This window comes from Veillonella sp. 3310 (assembly GCF_003999875.1).
Classification (GTDB): domain Bacteria; phylum Bacillota; class Negativicutes; order Veillonellales; family Veillonellaceae; genus F0422.
The window spans coordinates 114252-131671 of the sequence record NZ_RQVJ01000004.1 but is presented as its reverse complement, the minus strand read 5'-3'; the positions used below and the strand labels follow the sequence as shown (position 1 = coordinate 131671).

At 42.2% G+C, this 17420-nt stretch carries 19 protein-coding genes; 15 read left to right on the top strand and 4 right to left on the bottom strand.

What is annotated here, in order from left to right:
* The first annotated feature begins 18 nt into the window (after positions 1-18).
* The 5 genes from EO127_RS06745 (at position 19) to EO127_RS06725 (ending at position 3826) form a co-directional block, all read left to right on the top strand.
* Complete coding sequence (locus EO127_RS06745) at positions 19-861, top strand: energy-coupling factor transporter ATPase (protein ID WP_127448679.1); 843 nt, start codon at positions 19-21, stop codon at positions 859-861.
* Complete coding sequence (locus EO127_RS06740) at positions 846-1715, top strand: energy-coupling factor transporter ATPase (RefSeq protein WP_127448678.1); 870 nt, start codon at positions 846-848, stop codon at positions 1713-1715. The genes EO127_RS06745 and EO127_RS06740 overlap by 16 nt, the downstream gene beginning before the upstream one ends.
* Entirely contained in the window at positions 1705-2511 is an 807-nt protein-coding gene (locus EO127_RS06735; RefSeq protein WP_127161394.1) for an energy-coupling factor transporter transmembrane protein EcfT, read from the top strand. Before EO127_RS06740 ends, EO127_RS06735 begins: the two co-directional genes overlap by 11 nt.
* A 91-nt stretch (positions 2512-2602) precedes the next feature.
* Positions 2603-3385, top strand: a complete 783-nt coding sequence (gene truA / locus EO127_RS06730; protein WP_127448691.1) for a tRNA pseudouridine(38-40) synthase TruA — start codon at positions 2603-2605, stop codon at positions 3383-3385.
* 138 nt (positions 3386-3523) lie between these two features.
* Positions 3524-3826, top strand: coding sequence for a hypothetical protein (locus EO127_RS06725; RefSeq protein ID WP_127448677.1), 303 nt, complete (start codon positions 3524-3526; stop codon positions 3824-3826).
* Between the two features lie 302 nt (positions 3827-4128).
* Here the strand turns inward: EO127_RS06725 and EO127_RS06720 are convergent, their stop codons facing one another.
* A complete protein-coding gene (locus EO127_RS06720) occupies positions 4129-5499 on the bottom strand; it encodes an NCS2 family permease (protein WP_127448676.1) in 1371 nt (456 codons plus the stop codon).
* A gap of 223 nt (positions 5500-5722) precedes the next feature.
* A complete protein-coding gene (locus EO127_RS06715) occupies positions 5723-7093 on the bottom strand; it encodes an NCS2 family permease (protein WP_127069061.1) in 1371 nt (456 codons plus the stop codon).
* Positions 7094-7426: 333 nt separating this feature from the next.
* Here EO127_RS06715 and EO127_RS06710 point away from each other — a divergent pair, with 333 nt between their 5' ends.
* The 4 genes from EO127_RS06710 to guaD all read left to right on the top strand — a co-directional run bounded on the left by EO127_RS06710 (position 7427) and on the right by guaD (position 11074).
* Positions 7427-7843 (top strand): Rrf2 family transcriptional regulator, encoded by a 417-nt coding sequence (locus EO127_RS06710; protein ID WP_127069062.1) that lies wholly within the window; start codon positions 7427-7429, stop codon positions 7841-7843.
* Positions 7844-7873: 30 nt separating this feature from the next.
* Positions 7874-8320 carry a MarR family winged helix-turn-helix transcriptional regulator gene (locus EO127_RS06705; protein ID WP_127448675.1) on the top strand — a complete coding sequence of 149 codons (447 nt, stop codon included), beginning with the start codon at positions 7874-7876 and terminating at the stop codon, positions 8318-8320.
* A 152-nt stretch (positions 8321-8472) separates the two neighbouring features.
* The gene (locus EO127_RS06700) at positions 8473-9678 is read left to right on the top strand and encodes an MFS transporter (RefSeq protein WP_127448674.1); all 1206 of its coding nucleotides are present in this window, start codon (positions 8473-8475) and stop codon (positions 9676-9678) included.
* Positions 9679-9796: 118 nt separating this feature from the next.
* Positions 9797-11074 carry a guanine deaminase gene (guaD, locus tag EO127_RS06695; protein ID WP_127448673.1) on the top strand — a complete coding sequence of 426 codons (1278 nt, stop codon included), beginning with the start codon at positions 9797-9799 and terminating at the stop codon, positions 11072-11074.
* A gap of 143 nt (positions 11075-11217) precedes the next feature.
* Here the strand turns inward: guaD and EO127_RS06690 are convergent, their stop codons facing one another.
* Together EO127_RS06690 and EO127_RS06685 are read right to left on the bottom strand one after the other, a co-directional pair.
* Positions 11218-12639: a cell wall metabolism sensor histidine kinase WalK gene (locus tag EO127_RS06690; protein ID WP_127448672.1), complete on the bottom strand. Its 1422-nt coding sequence runs from the start codon at positions 12637-12639 to the stop codon at positions 11218-11220.
* Positions 12640-12642: 3 nt separating this feature from the next.
* Complete coding sequence (locus EO127_RS06685; RefSeq protein WP_127448671.1) at positions 12643-13317, bottom strand: response regulator transcription factor; 675 nt, start codon at positions 13315-13317, stop codon at positions 12643-12645.
* 184 nt (positions 13318-13501) lie between these two features.
* On the opposite strand from EO127_RS06685, the gene EO127_RS06680 reads away from it, so the two are divergent.
* From EO127_RS06680 to queF, 6 genes are all read left to right on the top strand, one after another.
* Positions 13502-13993, top strand: coding sequence for an ECF transporter S component (locus tag EO127_RS06680; protein WP_164742309.1), 492 nt, complete (start codon positions 13502-13504; stop codon positions 13991-13993).
* Positions 13986-14696, top strand: coding sequence for a hypothetical protein (locus EO127_RS06675; RefSeq protein ID WP_127448669.1), 711 nt, complete (start codon positions 13986-13988; stop codon positions 14694-14696). The genes EO127_RS06680 and EO127_RS06675 overlap by 8 nt, the downstream gene beginning before the upstream one ends.
* Positions 14697-14712: 16 nt before the next feature.
* Positions 14713-15687 (top strand): hypothetical protein, encoded by a 975-nt coding sequence (locus tag EO127_RS06670; protein ID WP_127448668.1) that lies wholly within the window; start codon positions 14713-14715, stop codon positions 15685-15687.
* Between the two features lie 89 nt (positions 15688-15776).
* Positions 15777-16298: a GNAT family N-acetyltransferase gene (locus EO127_RS06665; RefSeq protein ID WP_127448667.1), complete on the top strand. Its 522-nt coding sequence runs from the start codon at positions 15777-15779 to the stop codon at positions 16296-16298.
* An 81-nt stretch (positions 16299-16379) separates the two neighbouring features.
* Positions 16380-16880 (top strand): QueT transporter family protein, encoded by a 501-nt coding sequence (locus EO127_RS06660; RefSeq protein WP_127069072.1) that lies wholly within the window; start codon positions 16380-16382, stop codon positions 16878-16880.
* Complete coding sequence (queF, locus tag EO127_RS06655; RefSeq protein WP_009353151.1) at positions 16873-17370, top strand: preQ(1) synthase; 498 nt, start codon at positions 16873-16875, stop codon at positions 17368-17370. Before EO127_RS06660 ends, queF begins: the two co-directional genes overlap by 8 nt.
* Positions 17371-17420 lie beyond the last annotated feature (50 nt).

Sequence of the window (17420 nt, the reverse complement as noted above, 5' to 3'; positions counted from 1 at the left end):
GAGGAAACTGAAAACAAGATGAAACAAGTTATGATCAGTACGGACCATATGAGTCATGTGTACCAAGACGAAATGGGCCGTGAGGTACACGCCTTGCAGGATGTGAGTGTTCACATTCATGAAGGTGAGTTTGTCAGCATTATCGGGACAAATGGGAGTGGTAAAAGTACCCTTGCCAAACATTTTAATGTCCTATTACAGCCTACATCTGGTACCGTTACCATTTTAGGAATGGATACAAAAGAAGAGCATTTAATTTGGAATATTCGCCAAAATGTGGGCATGGTATTCCAAAATCCAGATAATCAAATTGTGGCAGCTATTGTGGAAGAAGATGTGGCGTTTGGGCCTGAGAACTTAGGTGTGCCAGCTCCAGAGATTCGCAGTCGTGTGGATGCAGCTTTGGCGGCGGTAAACATGTCGGACTATGCTTTGCATGGACCTCATCTATTATCAGGGGGACAAAAGCAACGTATCGCCATTGCCGGTGTATTAGCGATGAAACCGAAATGCATCATTTTAGATGAGCCAACAGCGATGTTAGATCCGAAGGGTCGCAAAGAAGTGATGGATACGGTGTATCGCCTTAATAAAGAAGAAGGCATCACTATCGTGTATATTACGCACTTTATGGAAGAGGCAGCTTTGGCGGATCGTATCATCGTGATGAAACAAGGTAAAGTCATCGACGAAGGGGCACCGAAAGATGTGTTTATGAATGTAGATACCCTAAAAGGTCTTGGACTGGATGTGCCGGTGCCGTCAGAAATTGCCGTGCGTTTACAAGAACAAGGGGTAGCTATGCCAAAAGGCATTACCACTAATGAAGAACTAGGGGAGGCCATATGTCAATTCAATTAGAACATGTTACCTACACCTATGGACAGGGGACGCCTTTTGAAAAAACTGCCTTATATGATGTGAATTTGACCATTCACGAAGGTGAGTTTGTAGGCATTATCGGTCATACAGGGTCTGGTAAATCCACCTTAGTACAACATCTGAATGGCCTATTGCATCCTACCTCAGGTACCGTAACAGTCAACGGGGTGGACCTAGTAGGTAAAACAGAAGAAGTCAAACAAACGCGCCATAAAGTAGGTATGGTATTCCAATATCCAGAACATCAACTCTTCGAGGAAACCATCGCTAAAGATATTGCCTTTGGACCTAAAAATCTTGGTTTTGATGAGGCGGAAGTAGAGCGCCGTGTGCGAGAAGCGATGCAATTCGTAGGCTTAGACTACGATACCTATGCAGAGCGGTCTCCCTTCCATTTGTCGGGTGGACAAATGCGCCGTGTGGCCATTGCAGGGGTCATTGCCTTAGACCCAGACTATTTAATCCTCGATGAGCCTTCGGCAGGTCTCGACCCATTTGGACGAGAAGAAATCTTTGGAGAAATTGTAAAACTGCACAAGGAAAAAGGAATTACTGTTATCCTTGTATCTCATAATATGGAAGATATTTCCCGTATGGCGAATCGCTTAATTGTGATGCACCAAGGGCAAGTCCTATTGGACGGTAATCCTATCGAGATTTTCCACAATGATCGTGAGAAATTACAGTCTGCCGGCGTGGATGTACCGCCATTGTCGCAAACATTGCAAGCCTTGGCAGAACGAAACATTCCAGTCAATATTGACCGTGTCCATGTCAATGAGGCAGTAGCAGATATTTACGACTATCTCAAGGAGGTGCACCATGCTAAGTAATATTACCATTGGTCAGTACTTTCCAGGAGATTCCGTGCTCCACCGCATGGACCCACGGGCTAAGATTATAGCGACCATGATTTTCATCATTGCCATCTTCTTTGCGGATAGCTTGGTGACTTATAGTATTGTGGCAGCCTTTACCTTTGGCTGTTTGGGACTTTCTCGTTTGCCAGTGCGGCTCGTGTGGCTATCCATTAAACCATTGTGGATCATTATCGTATTCACTTTGGCCATTCACGTGTTCACTACGCCGGGGGAATACCTATTCACCTATGGTTGGCTGCACATCAGCCGAGAAGGACTCAATTTGGGCGGTCTCATGGCAGGACGATTGATTTTCTTAATCGTATTCTCTTCCTTGTTGACGTACACTACGTCCCCTATCCGATTGACGGACGGTATTGAAAGACTCTTAAACCCTTGGAAACGCTTTGGTGTGCCAGCCCATGAATTAGCGATGATGATGACCATTGCTTTACGATTCATTCCGACCTTATTAGAGGAAACGGATCGCATTATGAAAGCCCAAGAATCTCGTGGTGCTGATTTTACTACAGGATCCTTACTAAAACGAGCTAAAAATATGGTCCCTTTATTAGTGCCATTATTTATTAGCGCTTTCCGACGTGCCGATGAATTGGCAGTGGCTATGGAATCTCGTTGTTACCGAGGTGGAGAAGGTCGTACTCGCTTGAAAGAATTGCAATACAGTCAATTAGATACGTACGGTATTGGCGCTGTTGTCTTGGTGAGTGTTGTGTTAGCTGTATTACGCTGGGGCTTTGGCATATAAGAACTAATTGTATATGCTAGTCACAGATATGCTAGCCGCAGATATATATCATAAGGTAGAAAAACAGTAGAAAGAATAGGACATGCCAGATATGACAAGAACGATACAGCTCATCGTCGCCTATGATGGTACAGAGCTCTGTGGCTACCAACGGCAACAGAACGGACCTACAGTACAAGGTTATTTAGAAGAGGCTCTGTCTAAGGTGTGTAACGAGCCCATCACGATTTATGGATCCTCTCGGACCGACGCGGGTGTCCACGCTAGAGGGCAAGTAGTGGCGTTTACTACTACCGGGAAGATTCCTGTAGACAATTTGATGCGTGCCCTCATAGCCCATATGCCACCGTATATCGTGGTTCGTGAGGCACAGGAGCTACCGCCGGATTGGAATCCACGGAATTATGTGAAAGGGAAGGAATACATTTACACCATTCATAATGATGCTGTGGTAGACCCACTGCAATTGCGCTATGCCTACCATGTGCGTAAACCTTTGGATATAGAAGCCATGAGGAGAGCGGCACAAGCCCTAGAGGGGACACATAATTTTAGTACGTTCAAAGGCCATAATACGACGGTACAAGACCCAGTAAAGACCATGTATGCGGTGAAAGTCATCCAACAGGGAACGACGGTGCGCATCCATGTGTTGGGAGATGGATTTGTGTACCACATGGTGCGGAATATGGCAGGATTCTTGGTGGATGTAGGCTTAGGTCGCTTTCAACCAGAGGACGTGCCACGCATTATAGCTGGTGAAAATAGACAATTAATTGGAAAAACAGCACCTGCCCATGGACTGTGTTTAGATACAGTGTTTGTGGATAACGATAGTTTGGCACAAGCCGTATCTAGACTGTCTAACTACTAAGCTAGGGAGTATGAGGTAGGTATTCTAGGGTTAATGGGGTATAATAGAAATATATTGGTATAGATGTACGGAGTATAATCCGTAGTATCTGTGTATACGTTACCATTGCTTATAGCTCTAATGGTTTAGGAGGTTATCATGAAAGAAGACGGGATCCATACGCATATTGCCATTAAAATGCCAGAATATATTATTGATGTAGATGAATTGGTCAATGACCCAGTGAATCGTCGTAAATTGGCGAGATTCATTATGAAACGCCATTTAGATATGGATAAAATTATTGAAGATTTTGTGAACAATCCAGAGAATGAGCAAGAATTAATGCGCTTTGCCGCATCTGTGGTATTCTCTAAAACAGGTCGCGATATGAACGGATATAGCGAAGACTTGTTGCCATTGTTCTTTGAAGAAGCAGTGTACGAAGACGATTTGTTGTAATCCAGTATACTAGCATAGCTCTAGGTGATGATAGTTTCAGAAATTAGAGTGCAAGTAAATAGAAATGTAAAAGGACTGTAACACATGTATGGAGTACATGGATTATAGTCCTTTTTATAATCTATTCTGTTTTAAATATTAAAACCAACGCATTTGTCCCATAACGCTCAAGTACACAATACTAGTAACTTTCAGCCATGATCGATTGGATAGTGTGGAATAGGTAAATATGAATGACAATAGGCATATATGGTTGGTAAGGGATTCAACGCACATATGCCTATAGTTATATTACCATGTAATTAGCCAAAGAATACATATTTAGCCAGCACGATGGCACTCATAACATACACAAACCAGTGTACCTCTTTATACTTACCAGTGATGACTTTAATAATTGGGTAGATGATTAAACCGGCAGCCACACCGTTCGCGATGCTGTATGTAAAAGGCATCAAAACGATAACTAGATAGGCAGGGAAACCTTCTGTCCAATCGGAGAAGTCGATTTCACGAATGGATTCCATCATCAAGGCGCCTACAAGAATTAATACAGGAGCAGTGGCTGCATTCGGTACTAAGGCGATTAATGGAGCAAAGAATAAGGAAAGAATGAACATAAAGCCGCAAGTGACAGCAGTTAAACCAGTACGGCCACCAGCACCAACCCCAGCAGCACTTTCAACGAAGGCTGTAATAGTACTAGAGCCAAGGAGAGCACCAAAGCTAACGCCGAGAGAGTCCACAATCATTGCTTTTCCCAAACCGGGGAATTTGCCAGCTTTTGGATCGGAAATACCAGCTTTAGCTGTGGTAGCAATCAATGTTCCCATGGAGTCAAATAATTCGACAAAGGTGAACGAGAAAATGATAGTTATAAGCCCAATTTGGAAGGCGGAACCGATATCTAACTGCATGAATGCAATTTTGCTGAAATCAGGAATCGCCATAAATGTCAATGTTTCAGGTAGTGTAGCAATACCTGTTACATAGGCGATAATGGATGTGGTAATTACACCAATGAGCAAAGCGCCTGTAATACGGCGTGCCATCAAAGCTGCTGAGAAGAATAATCCAAATAAAGATAAGAGAACTTCTGGGTTTTTGAGATTTCCCAAACTTAATAATGTTTCAGAGGCTCCAGGAGACCCATGCCCTTTGGCAGCGATAATATCATGCAATGTACCTGGTTGTAAGGACAGGGAAATGGTCATTAATCCAGATAGTTTTAACCCGATAATACAAATAAATAAACCGATACCTACAGTGATAGCAAACTTTAAGGATGCAGGAATCACTTTAATAATCAGCAGACGTATATTTGTTACAGTTAATACAAAGAAGACAAGACCAGATATAAAGACGGCACCCAGCGCTGTTTGCCAGGTTAACCCCATACCAATAACGACCGTAAAGGAGTAGAATGCTAAGAGCCCTACACCGGGTGCATAGGCTAATGGATAGTTAACAAATAGTCCCATAATCATAGTAACCAATCCGCCACCTAAGGCAGTAGCGATTAATACGGCATCTCTGTCCATCCCAGCCAATCCTAATAAATTAGGCGCTAGTAGCAAAATGTATGCCATGGTAATGAATGTGGTGAGACCAGCGAGGATCTCTGTTTGAACTGAGGTGTTCCGCTCTTTCAGTGCGAATAGCCTTTCTAACATAGTAAAACCTCCTTCTCTATAACAAATTATGTTTACATTATAGCATGGTAAACATGAGAAAAAAAGATAATTGATAAAAATTTGTGATAAAAATCACATACTTGAGAATTGATATACATATGATAGAAAGATAGGTAATAAAATAGGCATATATGGTTAGAATACAATAAAATTCATACCATATATGCCTATATTTATTTAGTTGAGTAGTAATGAGAATCGATTAATCAAAGAAAATATATTTTGCTAATACAATAGCTCCTAATACGTACATGAACCAGTGTACATCTTTATGACGGCCGGTGATGAATTTCATCAATGGATATACGATAAGACCCGCTGCTACACCATTGGCAATGCTGTAAGTGAAAGGCATTAACACGATGACTAAATACGCAGGGAATCCTTCTGTCCAGTCGGAGAAATTGATTTCACGGATAGCTTCCATCATCAAGGCCCCAACCAAGATGAGTACAGGGGCTGTCGCTGCATTGGGAACTAATGCGATCAATGGAGCAAAGAATAAACAAAGGATGAACATGATACCACAAGTGACAGCAGTGAGACCTGTACGACCACCAGCACCTACGCCAGCGGCGCTTTCAACGAAAGCCGTAATCGTACTAGAACCAAGCATAGCGCCGAAACTAACACCTAGGGAATCTACAATCATTGCTTTGCCAAGACCAGGAAATTCACCTTTTTTAGGATCCGCAATGCCAGCTTTGGAGGCAGTAGCAATTAAGGTACCCATGGAGTCGAATAATTCAACGAAGGTGAAAGAGAAAATAATGGTCACAAGGCCTACTTGGAAGGCAGAAGCAATGTCTAATTCCATGAAAGCAATTTTGCTGAAATCAGGAATTGCTACAACGCTCAAGGTATCAGGCAGAGTGGCTACTCCCGTAGCATAGGCAAGAATGGATGTGACGATAACACCAATCAATAGGGATCCCGGTACACGACGAGCCATTAATGCAGCGGAGAAAAATAGGGAGAACAAAGATAACAGCACTTCTGGATTGCCAAGGTTACCAAGTGTTAACAATGTTTCTGATGCGGCAGGTGCTCCATGACCTTTGGCAGTCACAATGTCATTCAATGTACCAGGTTGCAAAGACAAGGCGATGGTCATAAGACCAGATAGTTTTAAACCAATGATACAGATGAACAAGCCAATACCTACAGTAATGGCAATTTTTAAAGAAGAAGGAATGGCCTCAATGATAAGCTGACGAATTTTCGTTAGTGTCAATACGAGGAATACAAGACCAGAAATAAATACAGCACCTAATGCCGTTTGCCAAGTCAATCCCATACCGAGAACCACGGTGAAAGAATAAAAGGCTAATAAGCCAACACCAGGAGCCAAAGCAATAGGATAATTAACAAATAGACCCATGGCGATAGTGACTAAACCACCTCCTAAGGCTGTAGCAATTAATACGGCATCTTTGTCCATACCAGCTAAGCTTAGTAAGTTGGGTGCCAATAGCAAAATGTATGCCATGGTAATAAACGTAGTCAGTCCCGCAAGGACTTCTGTACGGATCGTAGTATTTCGCTCTTTCAGAGCGAATACGCGTTCTAACATGGGAAACCTCCTAATCATTAAATAAAAATGCTCTTTTATTGTAGCATAGAGGAAGTTATAAGGATAGGTTTTTTGATATAATATATTCAAAAAAATTATAAAAGTTAGATAATTATATAAAAATAACTAATAAGTAGTGTCGATGTATACTAACAGTTGACATTGGTTTTCAGTGTGTGTAAATATACAACAAAATATTGTATATATGACTATATTGCGTGGTAGTTATGCATTTTGCATACTAAATATGTACACAATCTATATAGACAAATTTCGTTGTTATAGATATAATAGAGACTAGGAATAAATCCTACTTTTGAAGAGGTATTATCTATGAAAATTTCTACTAAAGGTCGATATGCATTACGTGTTCTAGTGGACTTAGCAGAACATAGCGTAGATCGGAATGTATCTATCCGCGAAATGGCGGAGCGCCAAAGAATTTCTGATAAATATTTAGAAGGAATTGTAGCACGATTGAGTGCGGCAGGATATGTAAAAAGTGTGCGTGGTAAATACGGCGGCTATCAATTAACTAAGGAACCAAAAGACTATACAGTCTATGATATTCTTGCGGCTACAGAAGATTCCATTGCCGTTGTGGCTTGTTTAGAGGAAGAAGTGAACACATGTCCAATGAGCGATGGATGTCGTACATTACCATTATGGGAGCATTTACAAAACCATTTACGCGAGTATATGCAAAGTTTAACATTACAGGATGTCATCGACCGACATTTCTCAGTGTAAGATTTGAAAAAAGGGTAAGGGAAGTTAGAAGTGAAAAAAGAGAAGGAAAAATTAGACGTAGAAACCCATGTAGGGTTTCCCTTGTATGCAGCAGCCAAAGAAGTATTTCGGGCCTGCCAACCAGAATTGACTAAGCTTGGATTGACCTATACGCAATACTTAGTAATGTCTGTTATTTGGGAATTAAAAACGGTGAATTTAAAAGCTATCGGAACTAGATTGTTCTTAGATTCTGGCACATTAACACCATTGTTAAGAAAGCTAGAATTAAAAGGCTTAATTCTTCGTGAGCGTTTTAAAGAGGATGAGCGTTCTATGGTGATTACCCTAACAGCAAAGGGACAATCATTACAGAAAAAGGTTCGTCATATTCCTGCATTAATCGAATCAAAACTTGGCTTAGAACAAGAGGAAATGCAAGTATTGCAAGGGCTATTGTTTAAAGTGCTGCATCATGTAAAAGGCTACAAAATCTAATTAGACGTACTTGTAAGATGAGTAGAGGATAGTTGATACCATATCAACTATCCTCTACTTTTGTTTCTTCCTATACAGGGGGATTTGTTGGGGCCTAGTAGTAGATGTGTTACAATAAGGTTACAATCTAAAGTTAGTAGAGGATGTGAAATATGAAACGATTACAACAAACAGGAATGGTAGCGGTGTGGATCCTTACCATAGGAATGTCACTGCTAGCTATTTGCTATACCATGATTATTCCTTTCCTTCCCGTATACTTGTTAGAACTGGGAGTAGAACAGGAGCATTTGGCCCTTTGGTCGGGATTGTCATTTTCCATTTCTTTTTTTATTTCTGCTGTTATGGCACCCATTTGGGGGCGACTAGCAGATCAACATGGAAAGAAGCTAATGGCTATTCGAGCAGGAATTTTAATCGGCGTATCCTATTTATGGGGTGCCTTTGTACAAGACGAATATCAATTTTTACTAGTTCGAGCATTCCAAGGGTTTGCCAATGGCTTTATGCCAGCTGCTATGACTATGGTATCGTTGTCGGTGCCGAAAGAACGAGTAGGCACAGCGATGGGTATCTTTCAGATGGGATTAGTCCTAGGGAATACAGTAGGACCTTTAACTGGAGGACTCACAGAACTAGCAGTAGGGATGCGACCGGTATTTATGGTGGCAGGCATTACCTTATTTATCGTAACTGCTGCCATCGCTATTTTTGTGAAAGAACCACAGGTTGAAAGTGCAGCGCCAGTGAAAGTCACTTCTTTCAAGGAAGATTTACAAGAGGCAAAAGGCAATAAGGTATTGCTCCATATTTTAGGGTTATATTTTCTCGTGCAATCTGCCATGCTTATGTTACAACCTATCGTGGCCATTTATGTGGGCGAACTAAAAGGCTCTATGGAGGGTGCTGCTATGTTAGCGGGGTCTATCCTAAGCGGTGGAGGTGTGATGGGCATGATTATGACCAATGTGTGGGCAGCCTATGGGCAACGACGTGGATACTTTAGGGTTATCTCTTATGGACTGTTGGGTACAGGAACTGTATTATTATTGCAAAGCTTACCGTTTGGCCTCTGGTGGTTCGGTATTTTGCAATTGCTCATCGGCATATTTATTGTGGGCATCTTCCCGTCCCTTGGGTCGGCTATGACGGTGAACACCGACCCGTCAGTGCGTGGTCGAGTATTTGGACTTGCCACGACATCGCAACAATTAGGAAACATGATGGGACCTTTGTTTGCCAGTGTAGTCGCTACGTATTGGGGAACGTCTTATGTGTTCTTAGTAGCAGGCATAGGGATGATACTTATTGGCTATGTAGTATTGAAAGTCCATGGAAATCGTCCCAACATTCTATAGGTGGATAGACGTCATATACCAAGTGTGATATAATTCACTCATAAACGACATGCTATATACGCATGGTGCTTTAAACTTCATACGGCAATTGTATAAGGTTATACACGGAGGTGGTTCTATGCAAGACACATTGATTTTGAAAGGACATATTCTGTACACACCGAATCCAGCACAGTTGGTAGCTATACCACATGGATACATTGTGGCTGTAGATGGAGTGGTTGTGAACTGTAGTGAAACTTTGCCAAGCTCCTATGAGGGATTGCCTGTAGTTGACTATGGAGATCAACTTATCATTCCGGGCTTTGTAGATACCCATGCTCATGCACCACAATATTGTAATCGTGGTCTTGGGATGGATAAAGAGTTACTCCCTTGGCTTGATACGTATACATTTCCAGAGGAAACGAAGTTTAAAGACCCAGACTATGCCCGCCTAGTGTATGGTGCATTTGTACGTGATTTATGGCGACATGGCACAACCCGTAGTATTCTATTTGGCACGATTCACAAGGACAGCACAGTAGTGTTAATGGAACTGTTGCAAGAAGCGGGATTATCTGCTTTAGTGGGTAAGGTGAATATGGATCGAAATAGTCCAGACTTCTTGATTGAAACGACGCAGCAGTCTTTAGCAGATACGAAAGCGTGGTTAGAAGCATCGAAATCATTTGGACCCCTTGTGAAACCAATTATTACACCGCGTTTCGTGCCGTCCTGCACCAGTGAACTCATGCGTGGATTAGGGGAATTGGCTAAGGAATATGATGTGCCAGTACAATCGCATTTGTCGGAAAATCACGGGGAAATTGAATGGGTCGCCTCCTTGCACCCAGAATCACCAAGTTATACAGATGTGTATTATGAACATCAACTGATGGGACAGACTCCGACAGTAATGGCTCATTGCATTCATTTGAGCGACGCAGAAATGGATCGCATGGAAGAAACGCAGACCATGGTGTCCCATTGTCCATATTCCAATGTCAATTTGTCCAGTGGTATTGCACCGATTCGTAAATTGTTAGATCATCATATTCCAGTGGGATTAGGGTCTGACATTTCAGGAGGACATGCAGTGTCCATGGCAAAAGTATTGATGGAAGCTATTGGTCTATCTAAAATGAAATGGGTCGAAGTAGACAATCAATATGCACCGTTAACCTTGAGCGAAGCCTTCTACTTAGCCACTAAGGGTGGAGGAACGTTCTTTGGTAAGGTAGGTAGCTTTGAAGAGGGCTATGAATTAGATGCTCTTGTCATCGATGATAGATCTATGTTTGATGCGAATGAACGGTCTTTAGAAGAACGATTGGAACGATGGATATATATCGGTGATGATCGCCATATCATGAAACGCTATGTGGCGGGTCGCTTGCTAGAAGAACCAAAATAATATACATAGATACAAGAAGAGGAACGTTGATCGAATCGGTCAACGTTCCTCTGTTGTATTACAGTATTTTGTTACAGTCCCTTATTGAGTAGTTATGTTATTAGACACATATCTCTAGTCTAGTGGTATACAGGTCTAAGAGTCTATACTTGCTCTTCTAATTCTGTATCCGATTCGGGTTGAAGTGGTAAATGGAATCCGAAGACGGTGCGTACGTCTGGGGTGCTTTCTACTTCTAATGTACCTTCGTGAAGTTGCACAACATTTTGTACAAAGAAGAGTCCAAGGCCGAGACCTTTGTTTTCTTTTGATGTACGAGATGGGTCTACTTGGTATAAGCGGTCCCAAATCATAGGGATACTTTCAGGAGGAATACCGATGCCATCATCTTGGACGAAGATATGAATCGTATCGCCTAAGGAAACTTCAAAATGGATGCTATGATGAGCAAATTTTAAAGCGTTATCCAACAGATTTGCCATAGCTTGCTGCAATAAAATTTGATTGCCATGAACAACGATTGCTTCATCAATGTGGCTAGTAAAGGTTAATCCTTTTTCCTTACTCAATAGCGTATAGGTATGGACTAATTGTTGGGCTACCTCTGAAAGAGGAACTGGCACCTTATCGATATTGGTTAAGCTATCCAGGCGTGCTATTTCTAGTAATTGTGACACCATATCAGCCATGCCCTTACTTTGAACAAAAATATTTTGAAAGCTTTCCTTAGCTTCTTCTAAAGAAGATACATATTGGCGGGCGTAATCACTTTCTGCTTGAATCACAGCGATAGGAGTACGTAATTCATGAGAAATGTCAGAGTTGAAACGTTTCTCCCGATTGGATGCTTCTTCCAAACTGCTGAGCATATGGTTGAAAGTAGAGGCCAACTGATACATAGTGTCTCCCGATTGAGGGATGTTTTCGATGCGTTCCGACAAATCTCGTTTCAATGAAATCTGTTCTGCTAAGTTTGTTACAGTGCGCACTGGTTTTAAACCACGCTGGATAATCCAATACCCGCCAATGGAGGCAACAGTGACAAATAGGATACCTCCTAGCAATAAAGCTAGGAACATATTGTTAGATTTTCTGTCTAGAAAACTCATGGGCACAACGCCACGAATGTAGCCTTGTACGCCTGGAATATGTTGGATAGGGGCATCATAATACAAGAAAGAATGGGTATCCTCATTGACGACTGTTATGCCATCGAAAGAAGGGGGAGCTCCTTTTGGGAAACGATCTGGTGGACTACCTCGTAGGACGATGCCATTATGGGAGTACACCAATAGAAAGATGCCGTCATCGAAGGGTTTGTATTTTTTGGGATTATTAGCTGCTTCAATAACGCTTTTTTGCAAGTCCGTACGCATTTCATTTTGATCCGAAATGTGGGTAAATTGAATGACGAACGTAGCAAGGAGACCAATCATGAGCAAGAGAAAGATGGAGTACCAACTAGTGATTTTATAGACTAGAGGAACACGTGATAGAAAGGCCTCTATAGGATGCCATATAGGTTGTATGACACCATGGTACATGCGATTGACGATAGTGCGCATGACTTATTCCTCGGTACGGAATACATAGCCGACGCCACGGACAGTTTGAATTAATTTTTTTGTTTCATCGATGTCAACCTTTTTACGCAAGTCTTTGATGTATACGTCGATAAGGTTGGAGTAACTTTCATAGTCGTATTCCCATACATGGTCAAGAATTTGTTGACGAGACAAGACGATATTTGGATTGCTAGCTAAATAGAATAAGAGGTCAAATTCTTTGGCAGTTAACGTTAAAGGTTTGTCCTTAAGAAAGACGGATCGACTTTTATGGTTGATGCGTAAAGGACCAGCAATGATATCTTCTACCGCTTGGTTGCGACCACGGCGGGCTAAGGCGTAGATACGAGCGATGAGTTCATCAAACTCAAAAGGTTTGACTAAATAGTCATCGGCACCTAGGTTTAAGCCAGACACTTTATCCTCTAAGGCATCCTTAGCAGTTAAGAAGAGGACTGGTGTTTTGTTGCCTTCCGCACGCATTTGTTGTACTACGGCATGACCATCCATTTTTGGCATCATAATGTCCATAACGATGACATCATAACTGGACGTAGAAATATAATCTAAGCCATCTTCACCGTTATAGCATTGATCTACAATCATAGATTCCACTTTCAAACGTTTGGCGATAATATTATTCAGCATTTCTTCATCTTCAACAATTAAGACTTTCATAAGAGCTCCTTTCATACGTTAGTATATAGTTGTATTGTATCGTATTTTCAACATAGTTTAAAGATATGTTTAGAAGAAGTATAGCCGTTGTACATGAAAAGACCATGAATGATTGCTTTATACGATAGGGTCACCTATAATAAATATAGAAATTATGATCTGTTCTTCCCGAGGAGTGGTTATTATGAATATTAGAACGATAACGGCCTATGCCTTATTGATTGCCCTTTGTGCCATTGGTGGGCAGATTCATTTTGGGGTGTACTCCATTGGATTTGATTCGTCCCCAGCCTTTGTAGGAGCTTTGATGCTAGGACCGGTAGCGGGCGCTGTGCTCGGCGCTTTAGGCCATATAGCAACAGCTGCTTCTACAGGCTTTCCTCTCAGTGTACCTATCCATGTGGCAATAGGTCTCATTATGGCAGGCACCGGGGCTAGTATTGGATATATAACGAAACGAATGACTTCATCTTTCTCTTATGTAGTGAGTGGTATAGTAGGATATATCATTAATGTAGGTATCGGACTTGCTGTGATTGCATGGATGATGCAAAGTATAGAGGTGGTGGCTATTTTATTTGTGCCATTGTCCTTGGCCTATGCGTTGAACTATGTAGGGGCCGCTCTTGTAGTGAGTCAGTTGAATCGAGTGTTTGGTGGTAAACGACATGCGTGATATAACGAGACTGTCTTTGAAAGCGGATGAAGACTGGATCATTGCCAGCGATATTAGCAGTGGCATTGGGTTACAGGAACATGATGTGCTAGCCGTACCATATACTATGGTGGGCGCCTTTGCAGCTCGTGTGGCAATGCTCGAAATTCTATGTGCTAGGGGTACGGTGAAAGCCATACAATATCTCATTGGTGGAGACTATGATACGGTGGTGACCTCTGTGGTACAGGGGATTCAAGAGGAACTGGACACACTTGGTATTGATGTGCCCATTAATGGTAGCCATGAAAGTAATATGAAAGTGAGCACTACGTCCGTAGGGATTACGGCTCTAGGAGTAGGGGCACCAGAAGTGCTTGGCAAGGGGGAACCCTATGCTGTGTACGTATTAGGGAAGCCCTTAGTAGGCAACGAAGTGTTAGAACAACCTGAGTGGATTGTGACCTATGACGAAGTCCGACGGGTTTTAGGACATCCTAGTACATCTAGGATAGTTCCTGTTGGTTCTAGAGGCATCCGTCAAGAGTTAACGGTGGTCAGCTATTTAGAAGGGGCATCCATAGAATCTATAGAGATGACCGATGATGAGTTAGACCATAGTGGAGGCCCTGCTACAGCGGTAGTTGTGGCTGTTCGCGCTAGTGGTGAAACAGCGTGGTTAGCTGACTTTCCTAGGGCACAATATGTAGGTCGTCATAGGTAATAGAAAGGATATAGATATGAAACAATTACGATATTATATAGCATTGGCATTGGTAGCCGGCGGATTGACAGTAGCCCAAGCAGAGGCGAATCCCTATGGTGTAGTGAGTCCTCCTGATTGGGAGTACCAAGCACTCATGACTTTGGTGAAACATGGAGCGATTACGGATACAAAAGGAGTGGACTTAGGATCACGGGCTTTCACTAGAAAAGAACTCATTCCGATGATGGCAGATGTGGTAGCACGTCGTGAGACTATGAATGAAAGTGACCGCATGTTGGCATTGCGGCTGTATAGTGAAAATCGTCGTTCTATTATGAATTATGAAATTGAACGAGAAGAAGCAAAACAAGGTAAAGCACAGGCAGATAGTGTGGATGAGGGTACCCCAATCGTAGTGGAACCTGCCTTGACGAAAGAAGAAATCCAAAAGAAAATGGAAGCCTTCCAAATCGATACATCTGCTTTACCAAGTCGTAGCGGTGTACAAGTACGCACTTTTCAACAAGGAACATCGCAGCGAAGTCATTTAGAATTAGTAGTGCCTTCAGCGAAGGATCAAGGAAAGATAGCTTTACAACCGATTGACGGAGAAGTACAAGAGGCTATGGCTGGCGGTCAATGGGATGCGTCCAAAAAGGAACAGCGACCTCTTATGAAAGCGGCTAAACAAGAATGGGTTCTATTGCAAAAAGCAGAACGTAAACAGGAACGCTTAGATACAAAAGCCCAACGCCAATTAGAGAAAGAACAACGAAAACAAGAAACATTGGCTAAGAAAGAGCAACAACGTTTAGCAAAAGCGGAGCGAGCTAAGTTACAAGCAGAACAAAAGTTAGCGAAGCAGCAAGCAAAAGCGCAAGCTCGACTAGCAAAACAACAGGCTAAGAAGGAAGCGCAACTAGCCAAACAGCAAGCTAAGGAGCAAGAAAGATTAGCGAAACAAGAGCAAAAAGAACAAGCTAGATTAGCGAAAAAAGCTAAGAAATAAGGGGAATATATTTGCTATTATCGAAGAAATTCGGTATACTTAAGGTTAGCAATCCATTTGGTGTACTTTCATCATGAACCGGAGGAACTATGATTATACGAGAAGAGAAAAAGCGTGAATTTTATACGGTCACAGCTCTCGTGCGTGAAGCCTATATTAATGCAGATCGCAGTACAGGGCGAGAATATAAACTAGTGGAATTATTGCGCGAGTCTGATGCGTATATTCCTAAGTTGTCCTTAGTGGCTGTTATCGATAACGCCATTGCAGGGTATGGTATGTTCTTACGTGGTAAAGTAGGCGATCAGGACGTACTTATCTTGGGCTTACTGGCAGTAGCACAGTCTATGCGTGGACATGGTGTAGGGGGTGCGCTCATTTTAGAAGGTCAACGTTTGGCACGTAAAATGGGATACTCTTACTTATTTGTACATGGTAGTAATGTATACTATCCACGGTTGGGTTGTGATTTTGCACACAAATTTGGCGTAGAACCGCCAGCAGGATTGGACCGGGACCATATGATGGGGATTCAACTTGATGCCCAAGCAGAGCCTTTACAAGGTGTATTGGAATATCCGGAACCATTCAAAATCCTAGAAATGTTCTAGGTGACTACGACCTATGTCGTAGTAGGTATTAGATAGACAGTTCGAGATCCTCCTGTCTGTAAACAAAACTAAGGAGTTATAATGAAACAATTTAACAACACACAACGATTGACGATTTCTGCCATTTCCATCGCTATGTATTTGGCGCTTATGATCGGTACACAAGGCTTTGCCTTTGGTCAGTATCAAGTGCGTATTGCCACAGCGCTGTATGGATTGTCAGCGATCTTCCCATTCACCATTCCAGCCTTTGGTATTGCAAATTTTGTCAGCAATACAGTGATGGGCGGCTTTGGTTTAGTGGATGCTATCGGTGGAGCCATCGTAGGATTATTGACAACAGGTCTGATTGTTCTTGCGAAGCGCCAAGGCTTAGGCAACTGGGTATTAATTCCTATCATTACCTTTGTACCAGGATTGATTGTACCAATTTGGTTGACCTATTTCTTGCCAGTTCCGTACTGGGTATTAGTGAGCTCCCTCGTAGTAGGTCAGTTCGTGTGTGGTGTGGTGAGCTACTTCCTCATCAATGCATTGGAGAAAGTAGTGTATAAAAATAAGGAGGCTTTAGTTCGTGAGTAGTGGTCGTAATGCAGCAGAATTACAAGGTGTTCATGCTTTAGGTAGCCATACGGACTATCCTACAGATTATGCACCGCAAGTGCTAGAAGCATTTCCTAATAAGCATCCAGGGAATGACTATTTTGTGAAATTTAATTGTCCGGAGTTTACTAGTCTTTGTCCAATGACGGGGCAACCGGACTTTGCAACGATTTACATTTCCTATGTGCCAGATGAAAAATTGGTGGAAAGTAAATCCTTAAAATTATATTTATTTAGTTTCCGCAACCATGGAGACTTTCACGAAGATTGTATCAATATCATCATGAAAGATTTAGTGGCATTGATGGAACCTAAATACATTGAAGTGTGGGGCGAATTTACGCCGCGTGGGGGCTTGTCCATTGATCCGTATGCCAACTATGGCAAACCGGGTACCGATTGGGAAGCCACAGCGAAGGAGCGCTTGCACTTTCACGATATGCAACCAAAACGGGTAGCGTACCGTTAATTACATACATACTATTGCCAGGTCAATCTGTTGAGGGACCTGGCAATTTT